General features: G+C 68.5%; 13 protein-coding genes. 5 read left to right on the top strand and 8 right to left on the bottom strand.

All coding sequences use genetic code 11. The annotated features are described in order from the left end of the window. The 4 genes from VGS97_RS21980 to recQ form a co-directional block, all read right to left on the bottom strand. On the bottom strand, window positions 1-1,299 hold the full coding sequence (locus tag VGS97_RS21980) for a condensation domain-containing protein (protein ID WP_326855508.1): 1,299 nt from the start codon (window positions 1,297-1,299) through the stop codon (window positions 1-3). Window positions 1,300-1,553: 254 nt separating this feature from the next. Then, complete coding sequence (locus VGS97_RS21985; RefSeq protein ID WP_414641787.1) at window positions 1,554-2,996, bottom strand: SPFH domain-containing protein; 1,443 nt, start codon at window positions 2,994-2,996, stop codon at window positions 1,554-1,556. Between the two features lie 219 nt (window positions 2,997-3,215). Next, window positions 3,216-3,410: a hypothetical protein gene (locus VGS97_RS21990; protein WP_326855510.1), complete on the bottom strand. Its 195-nt coding sequence runs from the start codon at window positions 3,408-3,410 to the stop codon at window positions 3,216-3,218. A 120-nt stretch (window positions 3,411-3,530) separates the two neighbouring features. Then, window positions 3,531-5,369 (bottom strand): DNA helicase RecQ, encoded by a 1,839-nt coding sequence (gene recQ / locus VGS97_RS21995; RefSeq protein ID WP_326855511.1) that lies wholly within the window; start codon window positions 5,367-5,369, stop codon window positions 3,531-3,533. Window positions 5,370-5,658: 289 nt separating this feature from the next. Here recQ and VGS97_RS22000 point away from each other — a divergent pair, with 289 nt between their 5' ends. The 5 genes from VGS97_RS22000 (at window position 5,659) to VGS97_RS22020 (ending at window position 13,531) form a co-directional block, all read left to right on the top strand. Further along, window positions 5,659-9,654, top strand: a complete 3,996-nt coding sequence (locus VGS97_RS22000) for a hypothetical protein (RefSeq protein ID WP_326855512.1) — start codon at window positions 5,659-5,661, stop codon at window positions 9,652-9,654. A gap of 177 nt (window positions 9,655-9,831) precedes the next feature. Continuing rightward, window positions 9,832-11,841, top strand: coding sequence for an amino acid permease (locus tag VGS97_RS22005; protein ID WP_349262214.1), 2,010 nt, complete (start codon window positions 9,832-9,834; stop codon window positions 11,839-11,841). Next, window positions 11,838-12,287 (top strand): OB-fold nucleic acid binding domain-containing protein, encoded by a 450-nt coding sequence (locus tag VGS97_RS22010; RefSeq protein WP_326855514.1) that lies wholly within the window; start codon window positions 11,838-11,840, stop codon window positions 12,285-12,287. Before VGS97_RS22005 ends, VGS97_RS22010 begins: the two co-directional genes overlap by 4 nt. Window positions 12,288-12,685: 398 nt before the next feature. Further along, a complete protein-coding gene (locus tag VGS97_RS22015; protein ID WP_326855515.1) occupies window positions 12,686-13,075 on the top strand; it encodes a VOC family protein in 390 nt (129 codons plus the stop codon). Between the two features lie 81 nt (window positions 13,076-13,156). Then, window positions 13,157-13,531, top strand: a complete 375-nt coding sequence (locus VGS97_RS22020) for a hypothetical protein (RefSeq protein ID WP_326855516.1) — start codon at window positions 13,157-13,159, stop codon at window positions 13,529-13,531. Between the two features lie 157 nt (window positions 13,532-13,688). Here the strand turns inward: VGS97_RS22020 and VGS97_RS22025 are convergent, their stop codons facing one another. From VGS97_RS22025 to VGS97_RS22040, 4 genes are all read right to left on the bottom strand, one after another. Further along, entirely contained in the window at window positions 13,689-14,036 is a 348-nt protein-coding gene (locus tag VGS97_RS22025) for an aquaporin (protein ID WP_326855520.1), read from the bottom strand. A gap of 77 nt (window positions 14,037-14,113) precedes the next feature. Further along, on the bottom strand, window positions 14,114-14,377 hold the full coding sequence (locus VGS97_RS22030; RefSeq protein WP_326855517.1) for an aquaporin: 264 nt from the start codon (window positions 14,375-14,377) through the stop codon (window positions 14,114-14,116). An 88-nt stretch (window positions 14,378-14,465) separates the two neighbouring features. Beyond that, on the bottom strand, window positions 14,466-15,593 hold the full coding sequence (locus tag VGS97_RS22035) for an IS630 family transposase (RefSeq protein ID WP_326855518.1): 1,128 nt from the start codon (window positions 15,591-15,593) through the stop codon (window positions 14,466-14,468). A gap of 548 nt (window positions 15,594-16,141) precedes the next feature. Beyond that, on the bottom strand, window positions 16,142-16,365 hold a 224-nt coding region (locus tag VGS97_RS22040), incomplete at its 5' end, for a hypothetical protein (protein ID WP_326855519.1).

Genomic DNA, 16,365 nt, shown 5'->3' on the forward strand with positions numbered 1-16,365 from the left:
TCAGCCGTCGGCCGCCACGAGCAGTTCGTACATTCCGCGCAGTACGCGTTCCGCGGTGGCTCCGGCGATCTGCTTGGTGCGCAGGCGAAGGGTCAGGGCCTGCGCACCCTCGTCGATCGCGCGCAGGTAGCAGGGGTGACCGATGCTGTGGAACGGCTGCTCCCACGCGGTCTCGACCCCGCCCGGCGGATCGTCGGTGACCGGGGTCGCCGGGATGGGCATGTCGATGAAGTTGAAGGCGCACACGGAGTAGAGCTCGTCCCCATGGGCCCAGGTGCGTTCGCGCAGATCCGCCATTTCGTCGACGTCGTACATACCGTGCCGGTACGCCGCGAATCCGCGTGCTTGCACGTGCCTTACGTAGTCGACGAAGTGCGTCGCCGGATCGTCTGCGGAGTGCTCCGGCAGCGTGAAGGACGCCGCGGCCCACTGGTTCATGGAACTGACTATCTCGCTCCACTGCTGGTGGAAACGGTTGGAGGACATCAGATCGACGACCACGACAGGAGTCTGCGTCACGCGCGCCACACTCCAGGTGTAGGCGGCCAGCACGACGCTGGGCAGCGGAACGCCGAGCCGGGTCGCGAGGCGCTGCGCGGACTCGTGCGCCCGCCGCGACCGGATCATGCACTGGAGCACCTGCTCGCCCGGCCCGGCCGGGGCGATGCGCGGCAGCGAGACGAGGTCCGACGTGAAGATCTTCTCCCAGTGGCTGCGCGTCGACCTGCGACCCCGTTCCCGCGCGGGCGAATGCTGCCATTCGGAGAGCGGGACGGGGTTCGGCGCGGGCTCGGCGGCGTCCAGCGCGGCCTTGCCGCCGGCCTCCAGGACGGCGCGCAGATCGGCCTCCAGGAACGCGTCGCTGCCGCCGTCGGCGGTGATGTGGTGCCGGACGATCAGCACCTCGGCCGGCCGCCCGCCGTCCGTGACGACCCGCGCGCGCCAGCTGCACTCCCGGGACAGGTCGAAAGGCTGCTGCATCTGCCCGAACAGCAGCATGTTGACCTGGTCTTCGGCGCATTCGACCACTGCCACGTCGATGTCCGCCAGGACCCCGGGCGGCTGCACGAGTTGCCGCGGCGCCATCGGGTCCGCCGTGGCGTAGACGGTACGCAGCGACTCGTGCCGCACGCCGAGCGCACGAACCGCGGCCGTCACTTCGGCCGGCGTGTACTCGGCGTCGGCTGGCACCCGCAGCCGCGCCCCGAAGTTGGCCTCGTGCCAGCGGGCTCGCGGCAGACCACGAATGTCCCGCCACACCGACAGCTGACCGTAGGAAAGCAGGGCGTCGTCGGTCACCCCCGGTCCCCGCAGACCGGCTCAGCGTTCTCAGCGCACGCGTTCACGGACTCTCCAAGCCGATTCGTGGGGATCGCCTGGAGGATAGCTCCGGATGAGAGATCGTGTACTGCTTTTCAGGCAAGCGGCCTGAGATTCACCATGGCATTCGACTGCTGATCCAGCACCGCGCGCCGGCGCCGCCGCGCGGCTCCCCGCCGACCGGTGGGAAGCCGCGCGACAGAGGACTTCGACAGTGGACTTCAGCCGCCGCCCTACTTGATCTCGATCGCGCGCGAGTGGTTGCCGGTCGGCGCCTCGTCCGTCGCCGCGTCCGGCTCGGCGTCCGGCTCCGGCGCGCCGGGGCTCATGCTCGACAGCAGCTGGCGGGCCAGGCCGAGGCCGGTGCCGCCCATGGTCAGCGCCTTGGCGAGCAGGTCGTTGACGCCGTCGGCGCCGTTGAGCACGACCATGTGGTCCACGCCCGCGAAGGCCTGGGCGCCGGCGTGCACGATCGCGGGCCAGTTCTCGGCCAGCTGCTGGGCGATGACGGCCTCCTGGTTCTCGGCCAGGGCGGCCGCGCGCGCCTTGATCGCGTCCGCCTCGGCCAGGCCCTTCGCGCGGGCGGCTTCGGCCTCGGCCAGTCCCCTCGCCTTCGCCGCCTCCGCCTCGGCCAGTCCCCTGGCCTGAGCCGCGGCGGCCTCGGCGGCGCCGGTCGCGCGGGTGAACTCGGCGCTGGCCAGGCCGCGGGCACGCGTCGCGGCGGCGTCCGCCTCGGCGGCGGCCTTGATCCGGGTGGCCTCGGCGACGGCGCGCAGCTCGGTCTCCTTCGCCTCGGCCTGCGCCTCGTGCACCTTGGCCTCGCGGTGCGCCTGCGCGAGCGTCACCGTCTCGTAGGCCTTCGCGTCGGCGGGTTTGCGCACGTCGACCTGCAACTGCTGCTCACGCTTCTGCGCTTCGAGTTCTGCGACGCGCGTCTCCTGCACGACGACTTCCTGCCGGGCGGCGGCCTCGGAGAGCGGTCCCGCCATCTTCGCCTTGGCCTGGGCCTGGTCGACCTCGGCCTGGTAGCCGGCCTGCTGGATGTTGGTGTTGCGGATCGCTTCGGCCTTTCGCGCGTTGGCCTCGGCCTCCGCCTCGGTGGCGACGCGATCGGCGGCGGCCTGGGCGATGCGCGCGTCGCGCTGCACCGCGGCGGTGTGCGGCGCGGCCAGTGCCTTGATGTACCCGGTGGGGTCCTCGATCTCCTGGATCTGCAACGAGTCGATGGTCAGCCCGAGCTTCTCCATCTCGTGGCCGGAGGTGGCCCGGGTCTGCTCGGTCAGCCGCTCGCGGTCGCGGATCATCTCCTCCACGGTCAGGTTGCCCACGATGGAGCGCAGATGCCCGGTCAGGATGTTGTGCACCCGCACGTGCATGTTGCCCTGCTGGTCCAGGAACCGGCGCGCGGCGTTGGCGATGGAGACCCGGTCGTCGCCGACCTTGAAGATCACCACGCCCTTGATCTGCACCGGGATACCCTGGATGGTGACGCAGTCCACGTACAGGTCCGCCTCGTTCAGGTCGAGCGAGAGCTTGCGGACCGCCTGCACCCCGGGCAGCACGAGCGTGCCGCGGCCGGTGACGATGCGGAAGCCCATGCCCTCGTCGACGCCCTCGATGCGGTGGCGCGCGCCGGAGATCAGCAGCGCCTCGTTCGGCTCCGCCACCCGCCACATCGCCTTGAAGACGGCCACCGCCACGACGACGCCGGCCACGATGATCCCCGAAAGGATGAGTGCCGTCGGCACTTCGACTCACTTCCCCGAATCCTGGATGAGGGAACAGTCGGCACTGTCCCCTGCGAAGGTGGACCGCAGCCCCATGCCGCGGGTCCCGCCCACTGGTGTACACCTGTCGCCGGATCAGGGTGAGAGGGGGGTGCCGTAAGAATCCTGTTAGAGCGCTGAAACGTACACGGTGCGCGGCGGGTGGTATTCGAGCACGACCACGATCGTGCCGACCGGGATCCGTTCCCCGGCCTCGGCCGCGTATGCCATGAACGCCTCGGTGCCCCCGCGCACCTGCACCATCACCTCGCCGACCACACCCGGAGCGATCCGCCCGGTTACCCGCCCCTGCAACCCGATCAACGCCGGCCTCCCTGTAGATCCCCGCGGACACCGATCAGCAAACACCAATCAGCAGACACTGATCAGCAGACACTGATCAGCGTGCACCGATCACCGCCATTGTGCTGCCTGCCACGCCCGTCACGCCGCAAGCGTGTCGAGGATCTGCTGGCCGTACTTGGCGAGCTTGTTCTCGCCGACGCCGCTGATCGTGCCGAGCGCGGCCAGGGTCGTCGGGGCCTGCGCGGCGATCTGCCGCAGGGTCGCGTCGTGGAAGACGACGTACGCGGGCACGCCCTGCTCCTTGGCGGTGGCGCCGCGCCAGGCGCGCAGCCGCTCGAACACCGGCACGGCGTGTTCCGCCAGCTCCTCGACGGCGGCCTGCCGGCCCGGTTTCGCCGTGCGCGCCGCCTTCTCAGGCCTCTTGGGTTCGTGGCGCAGCATGACCTTGTGCTCGCCGCGCAGCACCGCGCCGCTGGCCTCGGTGAGTGCCAGGGTGCTGTAATCGCCCTCGACCATCAGCAGCCCCTGGGCCAGCAGCTGCCGCGCCACGCCGCGCCACTCGCTCTCGTTCAGCTCGGTCCCGATGCCGAACACGCTCAGCGCGTCGTGGTCGAACTGGGCGACCTTGGGCGTCTTCCTGCCGAGCAGGATGTCGATCGACTGGCCGGTGCCGAACCGCTGCCGTCGCTCGGACTTGAGCCGGAACACCGTGGACAGCAGCTTCTGCGCGGCCACCGTGCCGTCCCACGACTCCGGCGGGTTCAGACACGTGTCGCAGTTGCCGCAGGTGGAACCGTGCTGGCCGAAGTAGGCCAGCAGGCGCACCCGGCGGCACTCGAACGTCTCGCAAAGCGCCAGCATCGCGTCGAGGTGTGCGGTGGCGGCGCGGCGGAAGGCGTCGTCGCCCTCCGAGGCGGCGATCATCTTGCGTTGCTGGACGACGTCCTGGAGGCCGTACGCCAGCCACGCGGTCGACGGCAGGCCGTCCCGGCCCGCCCGGCCGGTCTCCTGGTAGTAGCCCTCGACGGACTTCGGCAGGTCGAGATGGGCGACGAACCGTACGTCCGGCTTGTCGATGCCCATGCCGAACGCGATCGTGGCGACCATGACCAGGCCGTCCTCGCGCAGGAAACGGGACTGGTTCGCGGCCCGGGTGCGCGAGTCGAGCCCGGCGTGGTAAGGCAGCGCCCGGATTCCGTTGTCCACCAGGAACTGCGCGATCTTCTCCGTCGACGCGCGGGAGAGGCAGTAGACGATGCCGGCGTCGCCCGCGTGCTCGGAGCGCAGCAGTTCCAGCAGCTGCCGCTGCGGCTCGTTCTTCGGCACGATCCGGTACTGGATGTTCGGGCGGTCGAAGCTCGCCACGAAGTGCCGGGCGTCCGCCAGGTTCAGCCGCTGCGCGATCTCCGCGTGCGTCGCCTCGGTGGCGGTCGCGGTCAGCGCGATCCGGGGCACGTGCGGCCAGCGCTCGTGCAGCACCGAGAGCCCGAGGTAGTCCGGCCGGAAGTCATGCCCCCACTGGGCGACGCAGTGCGCCTCGTCGATCGCGAACAGCGAGACCTTGCCGCGGTCCAGCAACTGCTGCGTCGAGTCCAGCCGCAGCCGCTCGGGAGCGAGGTAGAGCAGGTCCAGCTCGCCGGTGAGGAACGCGGACTCGACGAGGCGGCGCTCGTCGGGGTCCTGGGTCGAGTTCAGGAACCCGGCCCGCACCCCGACGGCCATCAGGGCGTCGACCTGGTCCTGCATCAGCGCGATGAGCGGCGAGACGACCACTCCGACACCCGTTCGGACCAGCGCCGGAATCTGGTAACACAATGACTTGCCGCCGCCGGTCGGCATCAGGACGAGCGCGTCGCCCCCGCCGATGACATGGTCGACGATCTCCTGCTGTTCGCCCCGGAACGAGTCATAGCCGAACACGCGGCGCAGCACGTCCGCCGCGTCGATCACCTGGTGATCGGTTCCTGGTGCGGTCATGCGTGAGAGTCTACGAGGCTGATCGGACACGTCGTGCCGCGCGTCGCCGCTCTGTTCCGCGGGGCCGGTGGCTGCTTGGCAGCGGCATCCATTTCATATGACTCTCATACAGCTCACACACGGTGATCACACGGCACAGTCGTTCGAGCATTGCTACGCTGCGCTTCAGACCTCGATGCTCTCCGGGGCCATGAACAAATGGAGTGGAGCATCGTTCTTTCGGGAGGGGCATATGCGGGTACTGCTGTCAATTATCCAGCGCCGGAAACAGGTTCTCTCAGCTCTCGGGGTGGTCGTCGCCATGACGGCGGCGCTGCTCGTCCCGGCCACCGCCGCGTCGGCCGCGGTTTCCACGCCGTCGCAGACGTCCGCGAGCAAGCCGGCAACGACTCAGCCCACGACGACTCAATCCACGACAAATCAGCCCACGACTGCGCAGCAGGCGACCGCGCCCAAGCCCGTCAACATCGCGAAGCCGGTGCCGAAGCCACGGACCAAGCCGACGCCGCCGACCGCGCCCACACAGCCCAAGGCGGTCTCCAAGACCGCGTTGAGCCAGGCCAGGGCCACCGCGGCGAAGAGCGCCATCGCGCACAGCTCCATGTCCAGCACGTGTTCCGGCGCGATCTCACCGGACGTGGTCTATCCGTGCAGCGCGCCATCGAGCACGGGCACTGACACCTTCACGGTGAACCTGGCCGACCCCGCCGACCTGCTGATCGTTCAGGTCCTCTCGGTCAACGGAAACGAGCTGCCCTTCACCGTGACTGATCCGTCCGGCGCGGCCGTCTCCTGCTCCGCGAACTATTACGGGCAGATCCCGCAGTGCGCCACGACCGCTTCGGGCACTTACACGGTCGCGGTCACCAATCAGTCCACGAACTACACGATCTCGTACCTGCCGCTGCTCTCCGACACGACGTGCAACGCGATCGACCCGTCCTACGCCGCCGCACCGGTGGAGGCCTCGATCGCGGCAGGCGCCGTCGGCGCGTGCTACACGCTGAACGTGCCGAGCGGGCACACGGTCATGGGCAACATGGCCACCGACACCACGTCGTACCTTCAGACGCTGCTGACGGTCTACGACTCGACCGGTGCTCAGATCTGCTTCGCCAACTACCAGACCTGCGCGCTGACGGGCACCGGCCCCTACCGCGTTCTGCTCGACGGTTTTCAGGGCACCGCGTTCTCGTACGGGCTCCTCCTGAACGACCTCACCGCCAAGACCGATTGCGGAGCCGCGACCCAGCAGGCTTACGGCGTGGCCCCGGACGACACGTCCGTGAACCAGTGCCGCAAGCTGACGGTCACCACCGCGGGCGAATACCAGGTCTACGCGGCGACCAACTGGCAGGGCGGGGCGGCCCAGGGAATCCTGTACGCCGCGGACGGCACCGTCGCGTGCACCAACTCGGGCCCCTTCTGCCAGCTGAGCGCGGGTGACTACTACTACATCGAATTCGAGGACCCGCTCGCGCCGTACGACTTCGCAGTGGCCTTCGTCGCAGCCGACGAGAGCCGCGGATGCACCGCGACCGGCGACACGGACTTCGCCACCGGCCCGGCCGCGGCGCAGTTCAGCGGCGTCGGCGAGGTCGTCTGCCTCACCCTGCCGACCGCCGTCGGCAAGTCGGCCTACGTGTTCGACGAGAGCGTCGCTCTCAACAGCTACCAGGCCCCGCTGCTGATCCTCGACTCCACCGGCGCACAGCAGTGCACCAACCTGTACAACAGCAGCGGCACCTGCACCCCGACCGGCACCGCCCCGTTCCACCTGCTCGCCGAGTCTCAGGGCTCGCAGACCGGCTACAAGGTGATCGTCCAGGCGACCGACTCCACGGCGGGCTGCCAGGCCTGGCCGCAGTCCGGCTTCGGCGGATCCTGGGGCGCGACCGCGACGACGAGCCCGGTCTCGAACTACGCGTGCCTGAGCATTCCCGCCTCGCAGCACTCGACCGGCGAGATGGTCGACTACGCCGACACCACGAACACGGAGGACGGCGGGATCGCGATCGACGACCCCACCGGCGCCCAGGACTGCCTGATCTTCACCACGGGCACCTGCAAGTACCAAGCCGGCGTGAACTACACCGCCATCCTCAGCAACACCGGCCAGAACCAGACCTACGAGCTCGTCCGCCGCGACGTCACGCAGTCCGCACAATGCTCGACCCCTGCGTCGACCGACGTCGGCGGGCCGTCCACCGGCTTCACCCTCGACTCGGCCCTCGACACGACCTGCTACCGGGTCACGGCCGCGGCGACCGACGACATGTGGTTCGACGTCAGGACACTGGCACCGTATCCGGCGGGCGCGATCCTGATCGTCACCGACGGCAGCGGCACGAACCTCTGCATGTTCAGCCGCCTGTGCCAGCTCACCGGATCAACCGACTACCAGGTGATCACGGACACCCTCGCCTACGGCGGCTTCTCCGTCGCGGCGCACCTGGACACCTGGCGGTTGGCCACGGCCTCCGGTCCTGCCGCGCAGTGCCAGGCACACCAGCTCTCGGTCAACGGCTGGGCGCCCGTCAGCGGGACACTCACCGAGTCCACCACCGCCTACTGCGCAACGATCCCCGTCCAGCCGGACGAGGACTTCTCGGTCGTCGGCATGACCTCGCCCCCGGCATCCACCCCCCTGCTCGGTACCTACAACCTCGCGAACTGGGGCACGTACTACGCCTCCGTGTGCAGCGGGTTCGGGGACTGCTTCACGAGTAGCGCGACCGGCCAGGCCGTCCTCATCGTCAGCCTGTACGGCGGCGCCGAGAGCCCGACGGGCTTCACGATCCAGGGCCTGTGCAAGTTCGGCTGCACCGGCCGTCCGGGACCGGCGACGATCAGCGCGATCAGCCCGGCCGCCCAGCAGGCCGGCGACTCGGACGAAGTCACCGTGACCGGCACGAACCTCGACCTCGGCACCGAGGTCATGCTCGCCACCAGCGGAAATCCGGTGTCCACCAACTGGATCTCCCAGCCGGTGTCGGTGAACGCTGACGGAACACGGCTGACCGTGCGCCTCGACACCTCCGCCGTCACGCCAGGCCTCTACGACGTGATGCTCGACGCGAACTACTCCGTCCCCACCTCATCGCCCAACTACCTCGTCGGCGCCTACACCGTGACCGCCGCACCGGCGCCTCCGGCCAACAGCGTCTTCGTACCGGTGACCCCGTCGCGCATCCTCAACACCCTGACCGGCGTCGGCGCCCCGACGGCGCGCCTCGCCGGAGACAGCACCCTGTCGCTGAGGGTGGGCGGAGCCGCCGGCGTCCCAAGCGACGGCCTGACGGCCGTCGCCGTGGACCTGACCGCGATCAATCCGGATGCGGGCGGCTACGTCGTAGGCTACGGCGACGGCACGACCCGGCCCGTTGCCGGCGACATCAGCTTCAGTGCCGGCAGGAACGCGACCAACCTGGCCGTCGTCCCCGTCGTCAACGGCAAGATCGACCTCTACAACGCCTCGGCCGGCGCGGTCGACCTCACCGCCGACATCGACGGCTACTACACCAACGCGAACACGCACAAGGGCTCTGAGCTGACCACGCTCACCCCGACGCAGATCCTCGACAGCCAGACCGCAATCCCATCCGGCCCGCCCGCGCGGATCCCGGCCGACGGCACGACTTCCGTCAACATCCTGGGAACCGGAGGCGTGCCGACGTCCGGCGTGACAGCCGTCCTGCTCAATGTCAGCACCCTCAACCCCAAGGCCGCCGGAAGCCTGACGGTCTACGACGGCGACACGCGCCCCGACGCGACCAACGCCAGCTTCAGCGCAGGCCAGTCCGTCTCCAACCTGGCCGTGGTCCCCATCGTCGACGGCGAGGTCACCTTCCACAACAACTCGTCCGGCGCGATCAACCTGTCCGTCGCCGTCGAGGGCTACTACTCGGCGACCAGCACCAGCTCGGGCCCGGGTTTCCAACCCTTCGGCCCCCAGCGCGTGCTCGACACTCGCACCGGCCTGGGCGGCAGCGGCCAGACAGTGGTCCCCGGCGGCGTGGCGATCCTGCCTGGCATCGCCGGAATCCCGAACACGGCCACCGCCGTGGTCCTCGACATCACCGTGGTCGGCGCGCAGCACAGCGGCACGCTGACCCTGCTCTCGCCCGATCTGACCGTTCCGCCGCTCTCGGACGTCACGTTCCAGCCCGGCCACGCGATCAGCAACACGGTGGTCGTCCCGCTCACCGGCAACCTGGAGTTCTACAACAACTCCGCCGGCGCCATCCAGGTCATCGCCGACATCGAGGGCTACTACACCGCATAAAACGCACCCCGCCACCGCAGAGCCCGGACACGGTACACGTGTCCGGGCTCTCGCGTTCACCCGCCCGCCCTGTCGTTTCGGTCGCCACCAACCGTCACCGGGGCCTAGCATGCGGACGTGTCATCGACGATCGGGTTACTCAAGCGGGTTCTAGTCGGCGTGCCGGTGCGCAGCGAGATGCTGGGCGAGGCGACGCTGCCGAAGAGGATCGCTCTGCCGGTGTTCGCCTCGGACGCGCTCTCCTCGGTGGCGTACGCGACCGAGGAGATCCTGCTGGTGCTCTCCGCGGGCGGAGTCGCGCTGCTGCACCTGACCTGGTACGTCGCCGGGGCGGTCGGCGTGCTGATGCTGGTCGTGGTCGCCTCCTACCGCCAGAACGTGCACGCGTACCCGTCCGGCGGCGGGGACTACGAGGTGGCCACCACGAACCTCGGCCCCAAGATCGGCCTGACCGTCGCCAGCGCGCTGATGGTCGACTACACCCTCACCGTCGCCGTCTCCGTCTCCTCCGGGGTGGCGAACCTCGCCTCCGCCTTTCCCTCGCTCAACTCCCACCTGGTGCTGATCTCCGTCGCCGTCATCGCGCTGATCACGCTGATGAACCTGCGCGGGGTGCGCGAGTCCGGCGCCGCGTTCGCGATCCCGACCTATTTCTTCATCGCCTCGGTCGCCGTCATGATCATCTGGGGCGTGTTCAAGCTGGCCACCGGCCAGCACCTCGTCGCCGAGAGCGCGAACTACCAGATCAAAGCCGCGGGCAGCTACGGCGGGCTGTCCCTGCTGTTCCTGCTGCTGCGCGCTTTCTCCTCCGGCTGTACCGCGCTGACCGGAGTGGAGGCGATCAGCAACGGGGTGCCCGCGTTCAAGCCGCCCAAGAGCAAGAACGCGGCGACCACGCTCGCGCTGCTCGGCGTGATCGCCGTCTCGATGTTCGCCGGGGTCACCGCGCTCGCGCTGGCCGGGCACGTGCACGCCGCCGACGCCTCCGACCTCGTCGGCCTGCCTGCCGGCAACACGCCGCGCACGGTGATCGCGCAGGTGGCGCACTCGGTGTTCGGCGGCTCGGCGATGTTCTTCGTGCTCCAGTTCGTCACGGCGCTGATCCTGGTGCTGGCCGCCAACACCGCGTTCAACGGCTTCCCGGTGCTCGCCTCGATCCTGGCCCGCGACGGGTTCATGCCCCGGCAACTGCACACCCGCGGCGACCGGCTCGCGTTCTCCAACGGCATCCTGCTGCTCTCCGGCTTCGCGATCCTGCTCGTGGTGGCCTTCCACGCGTCGCCGACCCGGCTGATCCAGCTGTACATCGTCGGCGTGTTCGTGTCCTTCGTGTGCAGCCAGACCGGCATGATCCGGCACTGGAACCGGCTGCTGCCGCAGACCACCGACCAGGGCCGGCGCAGGCGCATGATGCGCTCAAGGGTGATCAACGCGATCGGCGCCGGGTTCACCGCGACCGTGCTGGTGATCGTGCTGGCCACCAAGTTCACCAAGGGCGCCTGGATCGTGGTGGTCGCGATGCCGCTCATCTGGCTGCTGATGCGCAGCATCCGGCGCCACTACTCCGCGGTCGCCGCCGAACTGACCCCGCCCGGAGCGGTCAAGATCGTGCCCCCGTCGAACAACCACGCGGTCGTGCTGGTCTCCAAGCTGCACCTGCCGACTCTCAGGGCACTGGGTTACGCGAAGGCCACCCGCCCCACCCGGCTCGAAGCGGTCACCGTGGACCTGGACGAGCGGGAAACCCAAGCACTCAAGGCGCAGTGGGAGGAGCACGACATCCAAGTCCCTCTCACGATCATCGCCTCACCCTTCCGCGAGGTCACCCGGCCCGTGGTCGAGTACGTCAAAAGGCTGCGCAGCGAGAACCCGAACGATATCGTGACCGTGTTTATCCCGGAATACGTGCTCGGACACTGGTGGGAGCAGCTGCTGCACAACCAGTCCGCGCTGCGCCTGAAGGGCAGGCTGCTCTACCAGCGGCGCGTGGTGGTCGCCAGCGTCCCGTACCAGCTGCGCTCCGCCGGTGCCGAGCAGCAACAGCCCCGCACCGACGCGGCCTCGACTCCAGCTTCATCTTCAACCCCGGCAACGGCCCCGGCCTCAGCCCGATCCCAAGCCCCAGCCTCAACCCCAGCCTCAACCCCAACCCCAGCCGAAGGCGCCTCAGGTGGGAGTCAACGATGACCCAACCAGCCAGCCCGTCCGCTGACCCCCGGCCCGCCGGCGGCGACCCCGACCCGAACTCCCGCCCCGGCAAGCGCCGCCGCGGCCTGCGCCGTCTGTTCGACCGCCTGACCGCCGACCCCGACACACTGCACGCCGAAATGCTCCAGGAACGCATCGCCGCCGAAGGAGCGCGGCCGATCGCCCAGTGCGCCGACCGCGAGAAGGTGCGCCTCATCGGCACCCTGCGCACCGTCACCATCCGCCCCCGCGCGGGCGTGGCCTCCCTGGAGGCGGTGTTGTGGGACGGCACCGGCGACGTCGCGATCATCTGGCTGGGCCGCCGCGAGATCCCCGGCATCACCCCCGGCCGCCACATCCGCGCCGAAGGCCGTATCACCACCCTCGGCGGCCACCGCGCCATCTTCAACCCGATCTACGAACTCCTGCCGTCCCCCTCCGACTAGACCCATCCTCCGCACATCGCCCGGACGAGCGATACGTAGACCAGGACAATCCGGGCTCATCATCGAGCAATGGCCTACTCGGCACCAAGAAATACCCGGTATTCCCGAATCATCCCCACTCATTCAACCGGCGTACGAAGAATAGAACTAGCCCACCAACGCGCACCGCACACTCGCCCCACCCCCACCCCCACCCCCACCCCCGCACACTCGTCGTCCCCCCGCGCCCTCACCCAGTCCACCCACCCCACGCCCCCACCACACACGCAATCAGCCACCTGCACCCCTGCGCCCCTACCCACCACCACCCGTCAGAGCCGCGCGAGAAATCCAGCCCCAAGCGTTAGAGGACCGTTAGAGCCCCATCCGGGCTGCGCGCCCCCCGCTTAAATAGCGCGATGCCGCCCCGCCGAGCCGCCCTAGTGCCGATCCTGCCCAGCAGCGACCTTGAGCGCTCGCTCGCCTACTATCGCTACCTCGGCTTCGACGTGCTCGAACACGCCGTCGGCTACGCCCGTCTAAGCTGGCACGACGCGGAGCTCCACCTATATCCACACCCAGCGATCGACTCCATGGCCAACTCCATGGGTTGCTACCTGAAAGTCCCCGACCCGGACGCCCTGCGCGCCACCTGGACCGGCGACGGCGTGGACTGCCTGGACATGCCGGTCGAGCCGCACCACGGCCCGACCACCTTCGCCATCGTCGACCCCGACGGAAACACCCTCCGCATCGGCCCCCACCCCGATCCCGATCCCGAACCACCCTCCGCCACAGGTCGCAACTGACCCATCCGACCTGTCCGACCCACCCACCCCTGCCCACCGCACACCCAATCTCAGACTTCGACCTTGCCGTAAGGTTGCCCGATGGCGAGCTACTGGCGCTTACAGGGCTCCGATTCCACGTGCTCGGGCCAAGTCGCCACGGAGTTGATAAGGCGTCGACTCGCCTCCGGCACATGTGAGACCTGGTTTCATGACGACGCAGGTCGTTCGCTGGCAGTCCTTACAAACGGTGCCCGCACACTGCTGATTTTCATGATCAGCGAAGGCGATCCTGGCGAACACGCTGTAGATCTGGGCGCCGAGGGCCGTTCCGGCGGCTGCATACTCCTGAACGGCCAACACGACCATTACGCGAATCGCGACACAGTCTTGTTCGATCAAGCATGTGACGTCGTGCGCTGCATCATCGACCTGGACGAGTGGCCGGAGCATGTCAGCCGAGAAGTCGACCGATGAGCGTCCCGGGACCGGCAAATGCCCGCCGCCCCCGCTACTGGCCTCGATCAGCTACGCGGCGTGCCCGTCTCCTGCGGGCGACCGCGGATGGTCCAGTGCAGGCCCACAGCCACAATCGAGCCGACCAGGGGCGCCACGACGAACAGCTAGACCTGACTCAGTGCATTGTTATCGGCGAAGGCGGCCGGCCCGAGCGAGCGAGCGGGCGGGCGGGGTTGACCGATATACCGGTCAGCGGGATGCCGACCAGGTGGATTGCGGTAAACGCGAAGCCGATCGCCACACCCTCCAGCCCCTTGACGCCGGGACCGCTGGTGACCGACAGCACCACCAGTACGAGCAGCGCGGTGAGGATGATCTCGACGAGGAACGCGCCCCCGGTGCTGATTCCCAGGTCGGAGTTTGCGCCGTATCCGTTCGAGCCGAAGGATTTGCGGCTGAACGGCCCGCCGACGCGTGCGCGGACCGCGTGCGATACCCAATACAGCAGCAGCGCGCCGGCGATGCCGCCGGCGAACTACATGATCGCGTAGAGCGCGCCGGCGATCGGCTTCATCCGACCAGCGAGCACCATCCCGAGCGTCATCCCGGGTTGACGTGACATCCCGAGACTGCGCCGATCGCATAGACGAGCGCGAGCAGCGTCACGCCGAAGGCCAGTGCGATACCCACGACACCGGCGTTGGCATCCGCGAAGATCGCCGTGCCGACGGCGGAGAAGACCAGGATGGCCGTACCGATGAACTCCGCAGCCAGCGCGGCCCAGCCGCACTCAACCTGATCGATCAGCGACGAGGACGGTCTGGCCTCGACGGCCGCAATGGTGTTGCTCATCACGTCACTCATCGCTCCCTCCGTGTCGCTGTACTCGGCTGAGGAAACCTGCCCCGCGAACTAGTGCGCTGACCGTTTAGGTTCACCGGTCTGGTTGTTGTCATGCTGCGGTGGTGATGGGGCGTCCGCCAAAGCGCAGTCCTTTCTCGCTGCGGGTGCGGGTGCGGGCGCGTTCGCGGCGTTGGGCGGCCAGGATGTCGGGGTGGCGGTGGTGGGTGTTGCGCCAGCGCAGGTAAGCCTGCAGTTTGCGGGCCAGCACGGTGTGGTTGGGATGGGTGGAGTTGCCGATCGCGAAGGTGCGCAAGGGTCCGAACTGGGCCTCGATCGGGTTGGCCCAGGAGGCGCTGGTCGGGGTCAGGCACAGCTCGACCTTGTGACGTTTGGCCCAGGTGCGGATGGTCGGGGTCTTGTTCGCGGACAGGTTGTCCAGGATCACGTAGATCGGGGCGCCGTCCGGGCGGGCGGCGCGGATGGTCTTGAGTGCGGCCAGGGTGTGGTCGGCGCCCTTGCGCAGCCGGGTTACGCCCCACAGTGTGTCGTCGCCGAGTGAGTAGCAGCCGTGGAAGTAACGGATGCCGTGGGTGCGGTGGTAGGTGGCCGGCAGCCGGTCGGGGTGTTTGTGCCGGGCCCAGCACGAGCCGTGGCAGGGGCGGATCTGCAGGGGTCCGAACTGATCGAAGGCGAAGCAGCGGTTCGGGAACGCGGCGGTGACCTGCTCGGTGCGGTCGAGTTTGGCGTCCTTGTCCGGGTCACGGGACTCCTTCCAGGTGCGGGTGCGCTGGAAGGTGATCTCGTGCTCGCGCAGGATCACTCGCAGCCGCTCGCGCCCGATCCGTACCGGGTGCATGGTGTTCTCGGCCAGGTAGGCGGCCAGTTTGCGCACGCTCCAGTGGGTGAAAGGGCAGGCAAGTTTCTCCGGCCGGGTGGTGGCCGCCGTGACGATGTAGTCCTCGTCGTCACTGCTGATCCGGCGGGGACGGCCGCCCGCCCACTGAGGGTCCAGCGCGGCCAGACCCTTCTCGTTGAACGCGTGGATCACATCGCGCACGGTGTCTTCGTGTGCCGCGACCAGCCTGGCGATCGCCGAGACCGGGGTTCCCGACGCGGAGGCCATGATGATCAGGGCGCGGCGCACCCGGATCGAGTCGTGTTTGCCGCGGCGCGCGATCTGTTGCAGCCGCTGGCCCTCGTGATCGGTCAGTCTTCGTGCTCGAACGAGTTCCGGCATAGCAGTTCCACTCTGGAGAGCGAAGTCGTCGCTCCCCAGAGTGGAACTGACAGGACTCGAACGTTCGCACCACGACCGGCGTGTCACCGAACCCGGCGAACGTAAACGGTCAGCGCACTAGCCGCGATGAATGACCAGCTTAAAAACACCTGGATCAACCTGCGCCTCAGCCGTACGACGGTTTGACCATTCTGGGGATGGCAGTTCCCTGACCTGCGACATCGCATAAGCCGTGCACGCACGCACGAACGATGCGGTCCCAACCTCGCCGCGACCGACAGTCCGCACCGATACCGACGTGCTCGCCGCAGACGTACCAAGCGGCACTGCCGAATCTTCGAGGCGGCTCGCCCGCACCCAGCAAAGGCGTCAGAACACGTGCTTCTGGTACCAGCGTTCGACCATAGTCGGCCGACTTGTGCATCTGGCGACTCGCACGTGTCAGAGCCTGCGCCGGGTAAGTCGTTACCCCCGCCGCGCCGCCTCACCGACCTTCGCGGCCACAGCCACAGCCACGGCCATGGTCATGCTCGTGGTCGTGCTCGTGGTCAAAAACCGGCCTTCTCCTTCGCCAGCCTCTCCTTGCGTGTTTTCCACCATTCGGCGCCCTGGTTGGGGTTGACGAGGTGTGCGGCGAGCGAGACCGCCTTGGAGAACTGGTTCAGGCTCTTGTAAAGAGCGAGACGGGTGTTGCGCACGATGCCGCGGTGCTGGCCGTGTGTGCGCCAGGCGGTGGTCGTATCGCCACCGAACTGCTTGGTTTCTTCGGCGG

This window comes from Actinocrinis sp., from assembly GCF_035946395.1.
Lineage (GTDB): Bacteria > Actinomycetota > Actinomycetes > Streptomycetales > Catenulisporaceae > Actinocrinis.